The sequence below is a fragment of the Sporosarcina sp. Marseille-Q4063 genome, from assembly GCF_018309085.1.
Classification (GTDB): domain Bacteria; phylum Bacillota; class Bacilli; order Bacillales_A; family Planococcaceae; genus Sporosarcina.
The window spans coordinates 2,475,001-2,496,111 of the sequence record NZ_CP070502.1 but is presented as its reverse complement, the minus strand read 5'-3'; the positions used below and the strand labels follow the sequence as shown (position 1 = coordinate 2,496,111).

At 40.6% G+C, this 21,111-nt stretch carries 14 protein-coding genes, 2 rRNA genes and 1 pseudogene (1 of these 17 only partly in view); 8 read left to right on the top strand and 9 right to left on the bottom strand.

Features of this window, described 5'->3' with window-relative positions; genetic code table 11:
- The first annotated feature begins 35 nt into the window (after nucleotides 1-35).
- The 3 genes and pseudogenes from JSQ81_RS12955 (at nucleotide 36) to JSQ81_RS12945 (ending at nucleotide 4,928) form a co-directional block, all read left to right on the top strand.
- Nucleotides 36-1,511, top strand: a complete 1,476-nt coding sequence (locus tag JSQ81_RS12955) for a protein kinase domain-containing protein (protein ID WP_212604442.1) — start codon at nucleotides 36-38, stop codon at nucleotides 1,509-1,511.
- A 69-nt stretch (nucleotides 1,512-1,580) separates the two neighbouring features.
- Nucleotides 1,581-2,654 (top strand): annotated as a pseudogene (locus tag JSQ81_RS12950) (DNA topoisomerase); the annotation flags it as partial.
- A 135-nt stretch (nucleotides 2,655-2,789) separates the two neighbouring features.
- Nucleotides 2,790-4,928 (top strand): type IA DNA topoisomerase, encoded by a 2,139-nt coding sequence (locus tag JSQ81_RS12945; RefSeq protein ID WP_212604441.1) that lies wholly within the window; start codon nucleotides 2,790-2,792, stop codon nucleotides 4,926-4,928.
- Between the two features lie 46 nt (nucleotides 4,929-4,974).
- Here JSQ81_RS12945 and JSQ81_RS12940 read toward each other — a convergent pair whose 3' ends face one another.
- Nucleotides 4,975-5,877, bottom strand: coding sequence for an acetamidase/formamidase family protein (locus JSQ81_RS12940; protein ID WP_212604440.1), 903 nt, complete (start codon nucleotides 5,875-5,877; stop codon nucleotides 4,975-4,977).
- Nucleotides 5,874-6,398: a YcxB family protein gene (locus JSQ81_RS12935; protein ID WP_212604439.1), complete on the bottom strand. Its 525-nt coding sequence runs from the start codon at nucleotides 6,396-6,398 to the stop codon at nucleotides 5,874-5,876. Before JSQ81_RS12935 ends, JSQ81_RS12940 begins: the two co-directional genes overlap by 4 nt.
- A 228-nt stretch (nucleotides 6,399-6,626) precedes the next feature.
- Between JSQ81_RS12935 and JSQ81_RS12930 the strand changes: the two genes are divergently transcribed.
- From JSQ81_RS12930 to JSQ81_RS12910, 5 genes are all read left to right on the top strand, one after another.
- Nucleotides 6,627-7,232 (top strand): YkoF family thiamine/hydroxymethylpyrimidine-binding protein, encoded by a 606-nt coding sequence (locus JSQ81_RS12930; protein WP_212604438.1) that lies wholly within the window; start codon nucleotides 6,627-6,629, stop codon nucleotides 7,230-7,232.
- A 276-nt stretch (nucleotides 7,233-7,508) separates the two neighbouring features.
- Nucleotides 7,509-7,826, top strand: coding sequence for a DUF485 domain-containing protein (locus JSQ81_RS12925; RefSeq protein ID WP_249336538.1), 318 nt, complete (start codon nucleotides 7,509-7,511; stop codon nucleotides 7,824-7,826).
- A gap of 74 nt (nucleotides 7,827-7,900) precedes the next feature.
- Nucleotides 7,901-9,442 carry a solute symporter family protein gene (locus JSQ81_RS12920; RefSeq protein WP_212604436.1) on the top strand — a complete coding sequence of 514 codons (1,542 nt, stop codon included), beginning with the start codon at nucleotides 7,901-7,903 and terminating at the stop codon, nucleotides 9,440-9,442.
- Between the two features lie 98 nt (nucleotides 9,443-9,540).
- A complete protein-coding gene (locus JSQ81_RS12915) occupies nucleotides 9,541-11,466 on the top strand; it encodes a DUF294 nucleotidyltransferase-like domain-containing protein (RefSeq protein ID WP_212604435.1) in 1,926 nt (641 codons plus the stop codon).
- A 32-nt stretch (nucleotides 11,467-11,498) separates the two neighbouring features.
- A complete protein-coding gene (locus JSQ81_RS12910) occupies nucleotides 11,499-12,164 on the top strand; it encodes a 3'-5' exonuclease (RefSeq protein ID WP_212604434.1) in 666 nt (221 codons plus the stop codon).
- A gap of 54 nt (nucleotides 12,165-12,218) precedes the next feature.
- Here JSQ81_RS12910 and JSQ81_RS12905 read toward each other — a convergent pair whose 3' ends face one another.
- The 7 genes from JSQ81_RS12905 to JSQ81_RS12875 all read right to left on the bottom strand — a co-directional run.
- The gene (locus JSQ81_RS12905) at nucleotides 12,219-14,321 is read right to left on the bottom strand and encodes an MMPL family transporter (protein ID WP_212604433.1); all 2,103 of its coding nucleotides are present in this window, start codon (nucleotides 14,319-14,321) and stop codon (nucleotides 12,219-12,221) included.
- Nucleotides 14,321-14,719 (bottom strand): hypothetical protein, encoded by a 399-nt coding sequence (locus JSQ81_RS12900; protein WP_212604432.1) that lies wholly within the window; start codon nucleotides 14,717-14,719, stop codon nucleotides 14,321-14,323. Before JSQ81_RS12900 ends, JSQ81_RS12905 begins: the two co-directional genes overlap by 1 nt.
- 74 nt (nucleotides 14,720-14,793) lie before the next feature.
- Nucleotides 14,794-16,167, bottom strand: coding sequence for a HAMP domain-containing sensor histidine kinase (locus tag JSQ81_RS12895; protein WP_212604431.1), 1,374 nt, complete (start codon nucleotides 16,165-16,167; stop codon nucleotides 14,794-14,796).
- Nucleotides 16,164-16,841 carry a response regulator transcription factor gene (locus tag JSQ81_RS12890; protein ID WP_212604430.1) on the bottom strand — a complete coding sequence of 226 codons (678 nt, stop codon included), beginning with the start codon at nucleotides 16,839-16,841 and terminating at the stop codon, nucleotides 16,164-16,166. The genes JSQ81_RS12895 and JSQ81_RS12890 overlap by 4 nt, the downstream gene beginning before the upstream one ends.
- Before the next feature lie 17 nt (nucleotides 16,842-16,858).
- The gene (locus JSQ81_RS12885; protein WP_249336537.1) at nucleotides 16,859-17,662 is read right to left on the bottom strand and encodes a YihY/virulence factor BrkB family protein; all 804 of its coding nucleotides are present in this window, start codon (nucleotides 17,660-17,662) and stop codon (nucleotides 16,859-16,861) included.
- Nucleotides 17,663-18,101: 439 nt separating this feature from the next.
- A 5S ribosomal RNA gene (gene rrf / locus JSQ81_RS12880) occupies nucleotides 18,102-18,217 on the bottom strand.
- An 83-nt stretch (nucleotides 18,218-18,300) separates the two neighbouring features.
- Nucleotides 18,301-21,111, bottom strand: a 23S ribosomal RNA gene (locus JSQ81_RS12875); it runs 145 nt beyond the window's last position.

Below are 21,111 nucleotides of genomic sequence, written 5' to 3'. Positions count from 1 at the left end.
TAAATTTGGTGATATATTGACAGGAGGATAAGACTATGAAACTGGACGAGTATGTGAAGCTACTTAAGTATTTTGACCGTATATTGTGGGATAGAAAATCTACTGAAACTGGTTGGAATTATAACGGCTTAATGTTAGATGCCTATTTTGACATGTCTATTTTATCTATCGATTACTTAGATATTGAAGACTATTTCGACAGCTATTCAAACTTCAAGTTCAATGAAATTGAGTATCTCTATGACCAGTTCAAAGATATAAACGAAGATAAAAGAATTAAACTAATAGAGGGCATCCTTAATATCTTTAAGCATTCGACATACAACAAAGAGTTTTCTGACAGTATTTTTGAAAAGTCGATTAGATTCCTTAAAAGGAACGATATCGAGGTGAACAACCCTCCTAACGGCTTATTACAACTATCTAATGACGACATTATCGACCGAGGTTCATACTGTATTATTAAGAAAGTGAAAAAGGGGATTTTAAGAAAAGAATTAAATCCTATTTACAGCAATAACCAAGACTTTCAAAGAAGAATGAAATACGAATTTGAGAATATGTACAAACTCCGGGATTGTCCACAAGTTTTAAACGTGTTTAGCTATGATCCCGAAACCTTTTCTTATTTAATGGAAAGGGCCGATAAAAACTTATTTGAATATCTCGGTAAAGAAGTTGATATTTCATTCGAGGAAAAAATGAAGATAATTTATGACGTATTACATGGAATGAAGTATGCTCATGAAAATAATATCATTCATAGGGATTTACATCTTGGTAATGTGTTAAAATTAGGGAATGATTTTGTACTGTGCGATTTTGGGCTAAGTAAAGATGAATCAATTGAGAGAAGTTTGAAGTCAACAGCAACCGTGAAAAACAATCATCTATTTGTAGATCCTTTAGCAATAGGGGATTTTACAAAACTTGATAAAAAAAGCGATATATATTCATTAGGTAAACTGATAGATTATGTATTCACGACGGGTTCCACAGATATTGAACACTTGCTGACATTTGTAGTTGAAAAGTGTACAAGTAGAAATAAATTCAAACGGTACGATGCTGTTGATGAAATATTAAATGATATAGAAATTAAATTAAATCATCGAAGTAATGATTTCGATAAAAAAATCGTCTTAGAGAAAATTCAAAATGAAATATTAGATATGCAAGTCACAGAATTCATTAATAGTTTAGTTCAAGCCGATAGAATTTGTGATTATATAGTCGAAAATAATTTACAGTCATTTGGAAAGGTTATTTTGCAATTTGAACAAGTCGACCAAATTGAGATATTACAAGCCATTGATAATAAATATGTCGAGTCAACCGGTTACGGTCAGTTCCAAAACTATGATATTTTCACCAATATAGCATACTTTATTTGTAACAATATTGAAGAGGGTAATGTCTATTCTATAGCTTATGATATTTTAAGTGGTTGTGCCCAATATAGATATAGCGCCGCAGACTATCTAGAAATTATCGATAAGAGGAATCTTTAAACTCCTGTTCAATTCAAGTCAGAGAAACTTAACAAAAGACAACAATTATTACCGATAGGAGGTTAAATTGTGCTCAAATTAATTATCACCGAGAAACCTTCTGTTGCAAAAAATATCGCAGATGCTTTAAAAATCAAAAACAGAACAGACGGTTATTTCGAAGGTAATGGATATATTATTACTTGGGCGTTTGGATACCTGCTCCAACTCTACGATGCAAAGGATTATGATGAAAAAATGACAAGATGGGATTTAGAGAACTTTCCCTTCATTCCATCGGGTTTTCGATACAAGGTGAAAAGCGATCCGCGAAATCGAGGGAAAGAAGATTCTGGGGCTAAAAAGCAGTTGAAGATTATTTATAGCTTAATGAAACGTAATGATGTAGATATGATTATTTCAGCCTGTGATTTTGATAGAGAAGGTCAAGTTATAGGAGATACGATTATTTACAATCTCAAAACACAGAAAAAAGTATATCGACTTCTGCAAAATGAGTGGACACCCGAAGAGGTGTTAAAAGGACTTCAAAACATAAAACCTAATACTGAAATGAGACCCCTTCTAGATGCTGGTATTAGCCAACAATGGGCTGATTGGGTAATTGGCATCAACTTAACCTCAGTGGCAACATTGCAGTATCAGAAAGGCGCAGGACAAGACTTAAATATTGGACGAGTATTAATGCCGACCTTAAAAGTTATTTATGATCGAGATAAAGAAATAGAAAACTTTGTACCAAAAGATTTCTTTAAACTTGAAGCGACATTTAAAACTAAAGATGAACAAGAATATAAAGGAACATATTTTGAAAATAACAAAGAAAAGCTCGAAACTAAGGAAATGCTTATACGTATTGAACAAGCGCTAGCCAATCAAACAGCTTCCACAACAAACAAGTTGAACGGAAAAGAGAATATCACCCATACTTATTTAATCTTTCAAATTTACAAGGCTAGATCACAAGCAAATATAAAGGATGGACATCCGATAAGGTTTTAAAGGTAGCCCAATCGCTTTATGAAAAGAAGTACCTTACGTATCCAGGAACTGCAAGCGTTGCTTTAGAAGAGATCCTCCTAGAAAAAACCGTAAAAGTACTAGATAGTATTAAAAAAGGGCTTACCCTATGAAAACGAAATACACACTTATTATCCCATCCATTTTATTCTCCTCCAATACTCCCCTTCCTAAGCAAATCAAATTAGAAAACATTCTAAAGTTATGCGATAATAATAGAACTAACGTTTCTATCATTAAAGGAAAAGAGGTGTTGTCATGAAAACAGTCATCCTAGCAGAAAAACCATCCCAAGCCAAGGCTTACGCCGAAGCTTTTACTATCAAAAGTCGGCATAAAACGCATATCGAATTAGCACAAAGTCAGCTCTTCCCACAAGGTGCTTTTATTACATGGGGCATCGGACATCTTGTCGAATTAAAAGAACCGAAAGCCTATGATGCACGTTGGAATCGGTGGACTTTAGGCAGTTTGCCAATCTTACCGGAACGCTATGAATTCCAAGTGGCAAAAGGTAAGTACGCGCAGTTTCAAGCCGTGAAAAAACTAATACTTTCTGCCTCAACCATTATTAACGCCTGCGACGTGGACCGCGAAGGATCGAACATTTTCTACAGCATTTTCAATCAAACAGGCGCACGGAATAAAACGATCAAAAGGCTTTGGATTAATTCTTTGGAAATTGATGAAATTCGAAAAGGCTTCATGAATTTGCGGGACAACGAAAAGGATTTACTACTTTACGAAGAAGCCAAAGCCCGTCAAATTAGCGATTGGCTCGTTGGCATGAACGGTTCTCGTCTATACACTCTTTTATTAAAAGCAAAAGGATACGAACAAGTTTTTCCAATTGGACGCGTTCAATCCCCTACTGTCTATCTGATTTATGAACGTCTAAAAGAAATTGAAAACTTCGTCTCTGAGCCGTTTTTTGAAGTAGACGCCTTATTTACCGCTGAAAAAGGTTCTTATAAAGGAAAAGCTAAAGTAAAAACGAAAACACGGGAAGAAATTGTTGAATTACTCAAGAAACACAATATACAACCAAACTCGCCAGGCGTTATCACGTCCGTTCAACAAAAAGACAAACGCATTCCGCCGCCTCAACTCCATTCATTATCGACTTTGCAAGCAGCTGCAAATCGACGATGGAAAATGAGTCCTGCGAACGTCTTAAAAACGATGCAAAATTTGTACGAAAAAAAGCTTGTCACCTATCCGCGTACGGATTCCCGACATATTACAACGAGTGAATTCGCATATTTGGTTGATCAAGTTGAAGACTACCAATCACTCATTAAGCAACCGTTTCCGATTCATTCGCGTCAACCGAAAAAACGCTATGTTGACAACGCAAAAGTTAAAGAGCATTACGCCATCATTCCGACAAAAAAAGTTCCAACAGAGGCTGCGCTTGCTAAGCTACCACCAAATGAACGGAAACTTTATGAAGAGATTGTCCGAACAACACTTGGGATTTTTCATACGGACTACCTCTACACGGAAACGAAAATAACGACAGATATCAACAAACTACCGTTTTTCACGACAGGAAAAACAGAGCGGGATCTTGGTTGGAAAGCGTTATTTCCAAGTTCCAAAAAAGAAAAAGAAGAAACTTTACCTCCACTTCGACAAAATGAGCCCGTCAACAGCAAGATTGCTATTCACGAAGGTAAAACAACACCTCCGAAACCATATACAGAAGGTCAACTCATCACCTTGATGAAAACATGCGGAAAGTTCGTCGAAGACAATGAGGAAACAGAGATATTAAAAGAAATCGAAGGTCTTGGAACCGAAGCGACGCGAAGTGGAATTATCGAAACGATAAAAAAACACGGTTATATTCAAGTAACCAAAAACATTGTATCTCTAACCGATAAAGGACGTATTTTATGCGAAGCAATTGAAGGCAGCTTACTCGCCAGCCCTTCGATGACGGCTAAATGGGAAACCTATTTACGAAAAATCGGCAATGGCGATGGCGCCGCTGATCATTTTTTAAGCAATATCGAGAAATTCCTAGATTCATTGATACAAAATGTTCCAGGGCAAATTGAATCCGCAACTTTCCAAGTGAAATCTATTCCCTCGACGGCTAAATCGCCAAGAAGAAATGTCGAAGTCGCTCCTTGTCCGACGTGCAAAAAAGGTATGATTGTCACTCGAAAAGGATTCTATGGATGCACCGCATACAAAGACGGCTGCAAGCAAACATTTCCAGGGTTTTTTCTGAAAAAGAAAATCACGCCAACACAAGTGAAACATCTATGTACAAAAGGTCAGACAAACGTCATTAGCGGATTTGTTGCAAAAAACGGCAATAAATTCAATGCTTCTTTAAAGTTAGAAGGACAAAAACTTAACCTGGAATTTGAGAGAAGTTCTAGTTAAAAACTCCCCCTATCTTTTAAGAGAGATAGGGGGAATTTGAATTATACTAACCAATTAAACTTACATTCAGTTTTTCCAACAGCCACTTTGGCACAGCAAATCGAGCAGTCATGAGAGGATCGACAACTTGACAAATCTCGGACTGTCCAATTGCACTCATCAGCATACTAACTTCACTAATTGGAAGACCGGATTTTTCAGAGATACGCTCAATCATCAGTGATGCCGATAATTTCGCCGCCTCATCCAATGTCACAGCTGAAACGATTTGCGTAAATACCTCTTCGTTTTCCAACATTGGATGCACCAAACTTTCGCCTTTGATGACTTCCAATTTAACTGTTACAGCTCCCGGCACTTCAACGCCCGAGACGCTCACCTCACCGTCTCCCATTGCTGCGTGAAGGTCACCAAGACCAAAGAGCGCACCCTCAACAAACACCGGGAAATAAATTGTAGCCCCTTCTGCCACCATTTTATTATCCATATTTCCGCCATGCGCACCCGGCGTCCCGCAATTGACACCTTCGCCTTCAGGAGCAACACCGATGACACCAATCATTTTATTCAACGGGATGGCAATTTCATTGAACAAGATTTCATCATTTTTTATCGGGAGTATTTTTGATTCCATCTCTTCAATTTTATGACCCATTATTCCTAAATCCGGGCCAACTACCATGACGCCTTGGTCTCCAATTTCGATTTTCTCTATTTTGACTTTCAGAATATCTCCAGGCATTGCGTCTTTTATAAAGATAGGTCCTGTTGCTGGGTTAATTTTATTCCAATCAATTGCTGTAACGACAGTTTCTTCGGATTGAATTTGATTTTGAAAACAATCATACGTTTCAATGGTGATTGTCGTTCCTGAAGATATCACCTTCGTAGGTGGGTTTTCTTTATTGAATTCATAAATGATTCCTGAATCATGGGATAATACTGTCATGACTCCGCCTCCTCCTTAACATTAGAATGAATATAGTTTTTAATTTCTAGCTGATTTGATAGATCTCTTTTTGGGATGATATATGCGCTGACCGCACTATTATACAAATACAGATACGCTTCATCTTCTTTAACTTCTTGAATGCCCGACCACTTTGCTTTTGATTCGCCAGTTGAATTTGATTCCACAAATCCTTCGTCCATTAAGATCATTGTGTGCTCACCTAGCAAAGCATCATTTTTCCCTTCTTTGAACATTTTCTGCACGTTTTTCCTGACATGTCGATAAAATAATTTCGGATAAAAAATCACCCACAATATACTTAACACTAAAAAAGGTGTAAGTGTACTTAATAAGTGCAGATCACCCATGATTGCAAAAACAATTGAGACCAGGATAAAAAATAGGGGTGATAAGTATCTTTGTAAATACAATGATTTAAGGGATGTTTTAGAATGTTTAAGGTGAAACAAATTAAAGTGTATATAGTCTTCCGCCGCTAAATTGTATTCGATTTTCATTGAAGTCTCCTTTAATAAGCCTATTTAATTTTATACTACCATTTAAAGTACTAGTTGGATAGAATTCTTCTTTCTCATAATTACTTTTGCCTATATACAGGATCATTTTCCTCGTCTATACTTGGTGCGCTAGAAGATGCGTTCGTAAATCCTTATTTGATACGTGAAAAGTAGCTGCATCTTCACGGATGTGGCTTTTTTTGTAGGGGAAAATAGGAGGAAATGAAAATGAATAATAATATTTCTTGCGGAACAAGTCCGATTGTAGGATTGAGGTTTTCAATTCATCCGATGGCGGACAATTTTATTGAAATCATTAAAGGCGCGCTCGCGGAAGCAGATACGTCGAATGTTTGGATGCATACAGATGACGTCAGCACAGTTATGCGCGGAAAAGAAATTCATGTGTTTGACACAGCAAAAGCCGTTATTTTCCAAGCCACGAAAACAGGTGCGCACGTCGCCTTTAATGGGACTTTTTCAATTGGCTGTCCAGGGGATACGGCAGGCGATGTTTATTTAGAGAAAGATGATGTCCTGTTGAATGAATTGAAAGTTTCCGATATGCGGCAATATGTATCATCGCAATTCACTTTATATCCAATGAATAATCCGGATTATATGTCGGTCATTTATACAGAAAGAGACCGCGCAAAAGAGCATGGTGTGTTAAATGAGAGCATGCATTACGCGAGTGGATTGCACGGTGATCTTCATGATGTATTTGCATTTTTGGAAGAAACTTTTGCAAACGCAAGATCCGAAGAACACCGCCACCTCGTTATGACAGTGAATATGAGTATTAATAGTCCTTCACATGAAGGAATTATATAAGATGTTGAAATGTTGATGGTCGGACCCCGTCTTATTTAAAAAGCCCTTGATTCTCTTCAGAATCAAGGGCTTTCCTTGTCTGAAGATATCTGGCTCCCGCTTAATTAGAATTAATATAAAAACACTTGCATGTTATCTGATAAATTGTTATCGTCAGTCTACTAGGTATTTTCCTAATTTTCCAATTCTATTAATCTAGCATCAATGATCATTATGAAAGGAGTACTTAGATCTGCTTACAAGTTAAAAATATATTAAAACGAAGGAGATCAGATGATGAGTAAAAATCAAAAAAACAAAGATTTAGATTTTGAAAAAATCATTAACACACCAGAATTCAAAAGTTTAGTTAAACGTAAAAACGCTTTTTCCAGACCTTATGTCATTTTCTTTTTTGTCGTCTTTTTCACATTACCGATTCTTACTAGTTACACCTCTATTCTTGAAGCTCGCGCAATTGGCTGGATGACTTGGACATGGGTGTACTCTTTTGGCATCTTCATTATGGTGTGGGTTCTAACCTCTATTTATATGAACAAAGCAAAAGAATTTGATAAAGACGTGGAAGAAATTCTAAAGAAAAACGTTCTATAAAACTTATTGGCTTTAAAGTTGACGGATTAGGTCGGCCTTATTCTACGATGTTAAAATAAAGGGGGAATTTATTGGTGGATATCCTATCCATAGCAATTTTTGTCGGCGTAATTGGCCTTACGCTCGGTATTACATATTGGGCCGCGAAACAAACAACAACCGCAAGTGATTTTTATACTGCTGGCGGCTCTTTGACCGGATGGCAAAACGGAATGGCCATTGCCGGAGATTATCTATCCGCAGCCTCATTCCTTGGAATTGCTGGCGCCATTTCTCTAAACGGATTTGATGGTTTTTATTATAGCGTCGGTTGGTTAACCGCATACTTAGTAGTCTTATTTTTAATCGCCGAACCCCTTCGAAACCTAGGCAAATATACAATGGCCGATATGATTGGTTCTCGTTTCCAAGCCAGAAAAATTCGTGGGGCGGCCGCATTAAATACAATCACGATTGTATTATTTTATATGCTTGCTCAACTTGTCGGTGCCGGTGCATTGATTAAATTACTGTTAGGCATTGATTATTGGATTTCAGTTTTAATTGTCGGTGTTATGATGACCGTCTATGTCCTATTTGGCGGAATGACTGCGACGAGTTGGGTGCAAATTATTAAAGCCATTTTGCTAATGGCTGGAACCATTATTATCTCTTTCCTTGTTCTATTGAAATTCAACTTTAACTTTATCGGGATGTTTGATGCAATGAGAACCGCAACGCCGCACGGGGAAGCCTTTCTTCATTCGGGGGTCATTTATAAAGATCCAATTGGGCTTATATCCGTCCTCATTGCACTCGTTTTGGGAACAGCCGGTTTACCGCATATTTTAATGCGTTTCTTTACAGTTAAAGATGCAAAAACAGCGCGTTCCTCTGTCATCTATGCGGTTTGGATTATCGGAATATTTTATGTACTCACAATCTTCCTAGGATTTGGGGCTGCAAAATTTGTCGGGGCAGATGCAATTATTGCTGAAAATGCTGCAGGTAATATGGCTGCACCGATGCTCGCCGGTGTGTTGGGCGGTGAACTCTTAGAGTCATTTGTTGCCGCAGTTGCGTTTGCTACAATTCTCGCAGTTGTTGCGGGTCTAGTATTGTCAGGTGCTTCAGCAATTGCACATGATATCTATGGAGAAATCATTAAGAAAGGAAAAGTGACAGAGAAACAGGCTGTGAACGCGGCTCGAATTGCGGCGCTTAGTGTCTCTGTGGTCTCCATTCTTTTAGCACTCGGATCCGAAAAACTTAATGTCGCGTTCCTTGTTTCTCTAGCCTTCTGTATTGCGGCTTCAGCAAACGTTCCAACAATTCTTTTTACAATCTACTGGAAACGATTCAATACGACAGGAGCAGTTGCTTCTATGTTAACGGGGTTAATCGTTGCCCTCGTTCTCGTTGCCATGAGCCCGAGTGTGGTGAATCCTGTAGAAGGTGCGGCATTTTTCGTCGGAAATCCAATTTTCCCATATACGAACCCTGCAATTGTGTCAGTTCCTGCAGGATTTCTAGCGGCTATTATTGGTACACTCGTCTCTTCCAATGGAAAAAATGAAGTCCATTATGCTGAAGTTAAATTTAAAGCTGAAACAGGTTATAGAGAACTTGAGCGATAATTTCTTTAGGGTAACGTATCAGTAGAAACAACAACCCCCTTCCCTAACTAGTGTATAGGGAAGGGGGTTCAGCTTATGTTAAAGGTGGTCGTAAATGCATGCTAGAAAGTGAACATCGCGCACTTTATAAAAGGATCCGTGACCAGCCACTTTTTAAAGCGACTTCAAACGATGAATTTACAGCGTTAATCGCGGAATGCGAGCTGAGGTATTACCAAAAGTCCGAAAAAATCTTTTTTTTTACAACAGCTGACGATGGTTTATTTTTAATTTTAGAAGGTTCGGCAGAAGTATTCATAGAAAATAAAAAAGGGCTGTCAGTACTTCTCGAAGTTCTTCAGGAAGGTGAAATAATTGGTTTTTCCAACATCGCGCATTACTTGGAAAAAGCCGATCGCCCGCTTGATAAACATCGCCTAGAGTTGGAAATTATGGAAGATTCCTATTGCTTACAAATTCCCGCCTCTGTTATTAAAAAAAGATTAGTCGACAATTCAGTTCGAGAATTTATCTTAAGGAAAATGGCTATCCGGTTAGGAAATGTCTATGCATCTCTCGGTGAACAAGTAAAATTAGCGGATGAATGGGGAGAAAGTGAACAATTTGTTCGCCGTGCCCGCGATTTAATGAGCTCCCCCGCGATTACTATTCATAAAGATGCCTCGGTCGAAGAGATAGCCAATTCAATGATTGAGCAATCAATTAGCTCCGTTATGGTCGTCGATGATGCTAAAAAGCTGGTGGGTCTAATTACAGAAAAAGACCTCGTCCAAAGAGTTATCGCGTCAGGGCGAACATCTCCTTTAAAAGCTCGGGATATAATGACAAAGAAACTCTTTACTGTTTCTCAAGATGCCTATTATTACGAGGTATTATCGATATTTTATAAATACGGCGTCAAACATTTACCTGTAGTGAAAGATGATTCTCTCGTTGGTGTTTTAACATTCCATAACTTACTTTCTAAACGAGACCGGGGATCGATGAGTGTTTTAAATACGATTGAAATATCTTCATATGAGAATTTACCAATCGTTAAAGAAGCGATTTATGATGTGTTATCGAATTTAATTCAAGATGAGATATCAACTATTCATACCTTAGAGATTATTACGCGACTATACGATCGTCTTGCACGGCACTGCGTGAAACTGGCTGTGCAATCTCTTGAAATGCACGGAGAAGGATTGCCACCAGTCCCTTTCTCTTGGTACCAAATGGGCAGTGGTGCCCGTGGAGAACAATTTATGGTAACTGACCAAGACCACTTTCTCGTATACGCTGACCCAAAAGATAAGCATGAGAGAGAACGAAGCGATAAGTATTTTGCATTGCTTGGGGAAGAAATAGTTATACATTTAGAGAAAGCCGGTTATGCCAGGTGTGCAGGAAAAATGATGCCTAACGAGGCTATATGGCGGGGTTCCCTTTCCGACTGGCAAAAGCGTCTACAAACATGGGCTATAAAAGCGACAGATGAGCATATCTTATTAGGTTATAACTTTTTATCTTTCCGATTTTTATATGGTGAATCGGCACTCAATGACCGCTTTAAGGGGATGGTGCAAAACCAACTGAAAAGCTCTCAAACTTTCCTTTATTATATGGCGCTCAAAGAGAAAGATCATCCAGTCCCCCGATTCAATGAATCTTTCTTCTCCCTTTTCAGAGGAAAAGAACAACGCGAGATGATTGATATTAAATTACATGCCTTATTTCCCTTACATCATTGTTTGCAAATATTAGGGGTGCTAAGAAATATCATCGGTGATAAACCCATGAACTTAATAGACGGCCTTGTGGAGAAAAAGGAATTATCAGCTGAATTTGCCGATGATATCCGACATGCCTACGAGGTGGCGCTTAGCGCAAGAATTCAAATGTCGTGGAAAAAACATCTTCGTGGCGAAACCTATACAACTAAAATTAAATTTTCATCAATTCGTAGATGGCAACGGGCTGAATTGAAAACGATGTTAAACATCGTTCACTCTTTACAGTCTCATCTATTGGCGAAATTATAGCATCGACAATCTATAGTAAAGGAGGAAGGTGCATGTTCGGGAGAAGAAAACGACTATCATATAATTTGGGTCAATCAATTCAGTTAGACACCAAATTATCCGATATGTCTTTTACGGTTTTCGACACTGAAACGACCGGATTTTCAATTTCTAAGGATGATCGACTGATTGAAATTGGTGCCGTCCAGGTAGAACACCTGCAAGTCACGGATCGGACATTCCAAACATTCACGAATCCGAATCGCGACATCCCTGAATCTATTACCCAATTAACTTCAATTGAACAGAAACATGTCGAAAATGCCCCAACTTCCTTTAAGGCAATTAAAAACTTTTTTCAATTTGTTGAAGAAAATCAAAGTTCTGGCTGGGTTGGGCATCACTTGAATTTTGACAGACTCGTTATTGCTAAAGAATTACAACGGGCTAGCTATTCTTACAACGAGCCTTCAACTTTTGACACGTTTGATTTAATTGACTATTTAATACCTGCCTGTAATCAAAGGGACTTAGAAGAGTACGCGGACATTTTTGATACGCAAACATTCGAACGTCATCGGGCACTAGGCGATGCAATGACAACAGCACACTTATTTGTCGAACTACTAAAGCGACTTGAACAACAAGGTATTACAACATTAGCCCATTTACTACGATTAAAGAATGGCAAGGTTCAGCGTGAAATAGCGATGTTTTAAATTCTTTTAGGAATGAAAAAAGGTTACCTCCATAACGGAAGTAACCTTTTCAAATTATTTTATTTTTTTCGGCCAAAAACTCCATTTACCCAGCAATATCAAAATTGCCGGAATGAGCAAAGGACGAACGATAAATGTGTCGATTAAAATACCAAGCGCCATCATAAATCCAAACAGCTTCAATTCATTAATCGGCATCGTCGTCAACACGAGGAATGTAGCCGCAAGAATGATTCCCGCAGAACTAATTACCCCTCCAGTCCTTTCAAGCCCTTTTCGAACTGCATCTTCGAATGGCGATGATCTCATTTCTTCACGTATTCTAGCAATAAGCATAATCGAATAGTCGACACCTAATGCCACGAGGAAAACAAACGTATAGAGCGGAATTCGATAGCCAATCGCTTCGAGACCTAGGAACTTATCAAATAGAAAGATTGATAACCCAAGTGTTGCAGCATATGACAGCAAAATAGTTCCCATCATATAAATTGGCGCGATGATTGATCTTGTTTGCAATCCAAGCATAATCGTAATCAAGATTGTCATTGAAATCATCACAAACCACGTATCGCGATCACTGATATCGCGCAGGTCAGCATTTTTGGCGCTCTCACCAGCAATATGGATATCTGTATCGACAACCCCGGCTTCCTTCATAATTGCTTCGCCTTCATCCCGAAGTTCTAGCACCGTATCAAAAGCCTCAGTACCATAAGGATTCCCTTTAAAAGTGACGGAGAACTTTGCACTTTTTCCGTCTTCTGATAGCGGATTTCCTTGCGCACTCACGCTTTCAATTCCACTTTTCTCCTCGACCTTCCCAATGACCTCGTTAAGTTCTTCCATAGTAAGTTCATTTTCCGATACAAATAACAACGTACCAGGTGCAAGACTACCAGGGGAGAACGAGTCTGCAAGTCTTTCATAACCCACACGGGAAGACAAGTCTTCAGGAAACGATTCGATCAAATCATACGACTCTTCCATATTCGTTACATTCCATGCCCCAACTAAAAGCAATAATGTAATCGGAATCAAAAATAAAACAGGTCGTTTCGTAACTTTATTCGCGACTTTACCCCAAATCGATGTCTTTTCTATCGTTTCTTCACCGAACTTAGGAATGATCGGCCAGAATGCTTTCCGTCCGATTAATGCAAATAATGCCGGAAGCAACGTCAATCCTGCGATTAACATCACACCCGCCGCAATCGCAAAAACTGGCGCAAAGTTTCGGTACGGTTCATAAAGCGCAAAGAACAATGTCGAAACACCAAGAACAATCGTACTTCCACTAAAGAAAATAGGTTCTTTCACGTGCCGCATTGTCTCTCGCATTGCGGCATCTGTCGATTCATGTATTCGTAACTCTTCCCGATATCTCGAAAAGATTAGTAATGAATAATCGGTCACTACCGCAAACAACAATATCGTCATAATCGAGAGCGCCTGACTTTCCGCCGTGAATAGGCCCGCAGAAGCCGATAAACCAATCAGACGATCAACAACCGCATAAGCAATTGCCGCCCCTACAAGCGGGATTAAGGTTAACAAAGGCGAGCGATAAATAACAAGCAATAAAATCAGGATGAGCCCCACTGTTGATAATAAAAGAACGACATCCGCCCGACTAAACAATTCGATTGCATCTGACGCGATAGCCCCCGGACCCGTCCAGGAGACTTCGATACTTTTATCAATTTTCGGGTCAACGCTTTCTTTTATTGCACTCACTAAGTCGTGTAACTCATTACCCTCTAAATCTTCTTGTAAAGTAAGGGGTACAAAAAATGTTTTTTCATTTTCAGAAAGAAATGTTCTTTGTATTTCCGGACTCATTTTAGATAACGGAAGCGTTTCTACTTCATTCAGTTCTATGCCTTCAAGCACTTCTGCAAAGGTGTGAATTTCCTCATCCGTTATTCCTTCCTCTTTATGAAACACAGCGAATATTGGCATCCCGCCATCTTGGGGGAAATGTTTTTCTAGTTGACGATCCGCTATTATTGACTCTACATCTGCGGGCAGTCCGGCATCTTTATTTGCCTGCACAAATTCTTTACCACCGGGAGCGAGCCCTGACAAAATAACAGTCAAGGCAATCCAAACACCGACAGAGAGCCACCACAGTCTCTTTCCCTTCAATTTAGTCATTATCGCTTGCCATCTTTTTCAGCAAGAAATGTGACTATGACAAACAATGCAAAACTGACGAGCAGGATTGTTCCACCCACGATGTAAAGTATGAGCGAAAGTGTTTCATTAACATTAAAAGGTTTCAAAAACTGTAACCACATACCAGCCGATAGACCTGTCGCACCAATAATTGCCGTCCATCCTTGTGCAGCAATTAATTTACCCGCACGAACCTTATAAACTTTATAGAACACGCCCCAGGCGAACATGGACAACCAACCGACCAAAAGAATATGCGCGTGAATCGGTCGAAACGCATACGATCCAGCCCCCGCCATATGTGACCCCAAAACTGTTCCTATCAAACCAAATATCGCAGCAATGCGAATAAGTCGTAAACTCCATTTTGTCTGCATACAATTTCCTCCTGTGTTGTTTATGTTATACCCTTATCTTAAACAACCAATATGAACGGAAGATTAACTCGATATTACAATTTGGGCAATGTGACAATAAATGTCGTTCCTTTACTTTCATTCCTAATGACATGAACTGTTCCATTATGAAGTTTTACAACTTGTTGAACGATTGATAATCCCAATCCGGTTCCACTAATCGTCCTCGAATGATCAGCTCTGTAAAAACGATCAAATATCCTTTCAAGGTCATGGTCCTCAATCCCAATGCCGTTATCCCGAACTTCGATGACCACATCATGCTCATTTTCTACTAAACAAATTTCCACTGTACCTTCTTCGGGCGTATATTTTAAAGCATTGGAAAATAAGTTTTCCCACACCTTTTCAAGAAACGCCGGATCCCCTTCAAAGTCAACTTCATCAATATCCATCGACAACGCCATATTCTTCTCTTCCAACAACCACCTATATTTTCGTATCGTTTCCTTCAATTGTTTATCCAAACTGAAAGTCTTCAGCCTAAGTGGAGTAGATAGTTGATCTAGCGACGTTAATAGAAGCAACTGCCCCGTCAATGACGAAAGCCTCTCTGTTTCAGATTGAATGACAGATGCATAACTCATCCGCTTATTAACTGGTAGGTTTTCATCAAGAAGAAGCTCGGAATAGCCTTTAATATTCAAAAGCGGCGATTGAAAATCATGCGACACATCACTGATGAACTCTTTACGAATTCTATCATTTTCACTCAATTTTTCAGTCATCTCCTGAAAACTCTTCGCCAATTGCCCAATTTCATCTCTTCTACTTATATCAAGAACATCCGTAAAACGTTCATCTCCAACTTTTTTAGTCGCGGCCGTTAATTCCGTTATTGGGTCAATCAACTTTTTAGCAAAGACTAACATCGACAATAAACTGATTATCCCTATAATAAGAACCATTCCACCTAAAATGTAATGCACTTCTGTAAATAGCATTTTGATATCAGGTCTTAAAAAGAGCGCATACTCACTCCCTTTGTGTGTAAATGGAACACCGACCGTATTTGCTAATTCATCCGAAAAAAATCCAGTAACAAAAGTTTCGCTTGGGAGATCGCGCATCCCATGGTAAACGTCTCCGTCCAACACACCATCAATCGAACTTTCTAACAGATTCTCAACCCGAAAAGGCTCCCCGTATAACGTTGCCACTTTTTCTTCATTCACTACATATAACTTATAACCAACGGCAGCCTGCGTCTCCAAATACTGTTCAAGATCCAACCCCTCATTAGTATCGATGAAAACCGCGATACTTTCTGCAATCTCCATATTTTTTTCGTCATTATGTCCTTTTAATACTTGATGATAGTATGTATTTACAGCTAGGAATGCAAGCAAACTACTTACAATCATTATTGCAACCGTAATAAGCAGGAACTTCTCATACAACGATTTCATAACGACTCTACCTCTAATTTGTAACCGACACCGCGAACCGTAACAATCCTAACTTCCTTGGTTAATCTCTCCAACTGCCTGCGAACCCGTTTAATATGAACATTCAACGTCTGTTCATCGCCTTCATAATCATAACCCCACACACGTTCCAAAAGAATTTCCCGAGTAAAAACAGTATTTAGTCGTGAAGCCAAAACCGACAAAAGTTCAAATTCTTTTAAGGGGAGCAACAAAACCTTATTCCCAACAGACACTTCATAGCTTTGCCGATTTATTGTTAACGACCCAGCTTGAATAAATACATCAACAGCTTTATCATATCTCCGTAAAATCGCATTAATTCGAAACTGTAATTCCTTCGGTTCAAAAGGTTTAACAACATAATCATCAGAACCAGCAAGGAACCCTTTCTCCTTATCTTCAAGTTCCCCTTTCGCTGTTAACAATAAAACTGGAATATCCGTTTCGGTACGAATCTTTTTCGTCAAAGTATATCCATCCATACCAGGCATCATCACGTCAACTACCACCAAATCTGGATATTCTACTTCTATTATTTCAAGTGCCTCAAAACCATTTAGCGCTTTTCGAACACTATAACCGGCCTGCGTTAATTGGATACTCACCAGTTCTAAAATAAACGGATCATCATCCACCACTAATATTTTCAACATCTTATTCAACCACACTTTCAATTAGGAGGCTTACGCCACTCAGCATTTAATAAGCCCGCGAATAAAATAATAATCGCTGTAAAATAAAACCACAGTACGAGAAGAATGATACCAGATAATTGACCGTATAGCCGTGTATAGTCAACTTTTGCCGCGTAATCACCAAAATATAAAGAAAATAATTGCCAAACCAACGCAGCAAACGCCGCACCCGGAAGCGCCCCCTTCAAAGTTACCTTGCCTGTTGGAACAACTTTGTAAAACAATAGGAAAAACGCAAATAAAAACAGCGTCCCAAGCCCCCATTTTACATTTGGCCATATATATAGCCAAACTCGTAAATCCTCAATCGTATCCGAATAGGCAACAAGCTTACGTAAGAACCGCACAATGAAAGGAAGAAATAATGACAATGGAATGACAACCATAAATAGTAGGGTGATTCCAAGATCTCGAATAATTACCTTCCAAAACGGCGAAGAACGCACATGACCATACGCTAAATCTAATGATCTTCCAAGCGACTGAACGGCTATCGAGGAAATCCAAAATGCCAATACCAGACTTGTTACAATCAAGTTCCCTTTATTTCTCCCTACTATTTCATGCACATTATTCTCAACTAATTTAAAGGACTCGATTGGAATAAATGGTTCTAGGAAATCTAACAATATTTCATCATTAATAGGGAATATACTTAAAAGGGAAAGTATAAAAATTAGAAACGGCAACATAGAAAGTAGAAGATAATAAGCAGTCTGAGCTGCCTGGTCAAAAAAACGCTCTTTCATAAAACGAACGATTACATCCTTAAAAATCATTATTCCCCTCCTAGAACCTAAATGTTTGAAAGTACTACTCTATTCTATTCTGTACGAACTAATGTAGAAATTACAAGAAATAAACTTAATCTTTAGTTGTATACCCTAAATAACAAAAGCAACTAGCTTAATTCACATTGCTCTGCAATAAAAATGCGCAAACAAAAAAGCCACTACCATTTAAGGTAATGACTCTTTTAATGCCTAGCAACGTCCTTAAAACCCTTGCTTAGATATTCGCAAAAGGACGCGAATATCACGCAGATAAGTTTGGATTCTTTTGGAATCCAAACTTTTTGCAGCGGGAAGCCCCCAACTAGCATCAGCGCTGAAGAACTTAACTTCTTGTAAAATTTTACCTCACGGTAAAACATATTATATTTATTTCATTAGCGCAAACAAAAAAAGCCACTACCTTTAAGGTAATGACTCTTTTAGTGCCTAGCAACGTCCTACTCTTGCAGGGGGAAGCCCCCAACTACCATCGGCGCTGAAGAGCTTAACTTCCGTGTTCGGTATGGGAACGGGTGTGACCTCTTCGCTATCGTCACCAGACTTTTTGAGCTTGTTCGCTCAAAACCGGATAAAACGAATAATCTTTTCACAAATCAGGGTCAATCAAACCCCTTTAACTTGAATAGGTTAAGTCCTCGATCAATTAGTATCCGTCAGCTACGTACGTCGCCGCACTTACACCCCGGACCTATCAACCTCATCTTCTCTGAGGGATCTTACTTACTTGCGTAATGGGAAATCTCATCTTGAAGGGGGCTTCATGCTTAGATGCTTTCAGCATTTATCCCGTCCACACGTAGCTACCCAGCGATGCCTTTGGCAAGACAACTGGTACACCAGCGGTGTGTCCATCCCGGTCCTCTCGTACTAAGGACAGCTCTTCTCAAATTTCCTGCGCCCGCGACGGATAGGGACCGAACTGTCTCACGACGTTCTGAACCCAGCTCGCGTACCGCTTTAATGGGCGAACAGCCCAACCCTTGGGACCGACTACAGCCCCAGGATGCGATGAGCCGACATCGAGGTGCCAAACCTTCCCGTCGATGTGGACTCTTGGGGAAGATAAGCCTGTTATCCCCGGGGTAGCTTTTATCCGTTGAGCGATGGCCCTTCCATGCGGAACCACCGGATCACTAAGCCCGTCTTTCGACCCTGCTCGACTTGTAGGTCTCGCAGTTAAGCTCCCTTATGCCTTTGCACTCTACGAATGATGTCCAACCATTCTGAGGGAACCTTTGGGCGCCTCCGTTACTCTTTAGGAGGCGACCGCCCCAGTCAAACTGCCCGCCTGACACTGTCTCCTGCCCCGATAAGGGACATGGGTTAGAATTCCAATACAGTCAGGGTAGTATCCCACCAACGCCTCCTCCGAAGCTGGCGCTCCGGAATCTCAGGCTCCTACCTATCCTGTACAGACTGCATCAGAATTCAATATCAGGTTGCAGTAAAGCTCCACGGGGTCTTTCCGTCCTGTCGCGGGTAACCTGCATCTTCACAGGTACTATAATTTCACCGAGTCTCTCGTTGAGACAGTGCCCAAATCGTTACGCCTTTCGTGCGGGTCGGAACTTACCCGACAAGGAATTTCGCTACCTTAGGACCGTTATAGTTACGGCCGCCGTTTACTGGGGCTTCAATTGGAAGCTTCGCTTGCGCTAACCTCTCCTCTTAACCTTCCAGCACCGGGCAGGCGTCAGCCCCTATACTTCACCTTGCGGTTTTGCAGAGACCTATGTTTTTGCTAAACAGTCGCTTGGGCCTATTCACTGCGGCTCTCTCAGGCTTTAACACCTTACCAGAGCACCCCTTCTCCCGAAGTTACGGGGTCATTTTGCCGAGTTCCTTAACGAGAGTTCTCTCGATCACCTTAGGATTCTCTCCTCGCCTACCTGTGTCGGTTTGCGGTACGGGCACCTCCCGCCTCACTAGAGGCTTTTCTTGGCAGCGTGAAATCAGGGACTCCGGGGATAATTCCCCTTGCTATCACAGCTCAATGTTATAGAAACGGGATTTTCCTCGTTTCACACCTTACTGCTTAGACGCGCATAACCAACAGCGCGCTCACCCTATCCTACTGCGTCCCCCCATTGTTCAAACGGCGGGGAGGTGGTACAGGAATATCAACCTGTTGTCCATCGTCTACGCCTTTCGGCCTCGACTTAGGTCCCGACTAACCCTGAGCGGACGAGCCTTCCTCAGGAAACCTTAGGCATTCGGTGGAAGGGATTCTCACCCTTCTTTCGCTACTCATACCGGCATTCTCACTTCTAGGCGCTCCACCAGTCCTTACGGTCTGACTTCAACGCCCCTAGAACGCTCTCCTACCACTGACACCAAAGGTGTCAATCCACAGTTTCGGTAATCCGTTTAGCCCCGGTACATTTTCGGCGCGGCGCCACTCGACCAGTGAGCTATTACGCACTCTTTAAATGGTGGCTGCTTCTAAGCCAACATCCTGGTTGTCTGGGCAACGCCACATCCTTTTCCACTTAACGGATATTTGGGGACCTTAACTGGTGGTCTGGGTTGTTTCCCTCTCGACTACGAATCTTATCACCCGCAGTCTGACTCCCAAACATAAATCTTCGGCATTCGGAGTTTGTCTGAATTCGGTAACCCGGGATGGGCCCCTAGTCCAAACAGTGCTCTACCTCCGAGATTCTAACGTTTGAGGCTAGCCCTAAAGCTATTTCGGAGAGAACCAGCTATCTCCAGGTTCGATTGGAATTTCACCGCTACCCACACCTCATCCCCGCATTTTTCAACATACGTGGGTTCGGGCCTCCAGTAAGTGTTACCTTACCTTCACCCTGGACATGGGTAGATCACCTGGTTTCGGGTCTACGACCCCATACTAAATCGCCCTATTCAGACTCGCTTTCGCTGCGGCTCCGCATTCACTGCTTAACCTTGCATGGAATCAGTAACTCGCCGGTTCATTCTACAAAAGGCACGCCATCACTCGTGATCAATTCCGAAGAAATGATCAACGGAGCTCTGACTACTTGTAGGCACACAGTTTCAGGATCTATTTCACTCCCCTTCCGGGGTGCTTTTCACCTTTCCCTCACGGTACTGGTTCACTATCGGTCACTAGGAAGTATTTAGCCTTGGGAGATGGTCCTCCCGGATTCCAACGGAATTTCACGTGTTCCGTCGTACTCAGGATACACTCTGGAGAGAATGAACTTTCGACTACGGGGCTTTTACCCACTACGGCGGACCTTTCCAGGTCGCTTCGTCTAATTCATTCCTTTGTAACTCCGTATAGAGTGTCCTACAACCCCAGGAAGCAAGCTTCCTGGTTTGGGCTATTCCCGTTTCGCTCGCCGCTACTCAGGGAATCGATTTTTCTTTCTCTTCCTCCGGATACTTAGATGTTTCAGTTCTCCGGGTTTGCCTCAAGTACGCTATGTATTCACGTACATGTACTA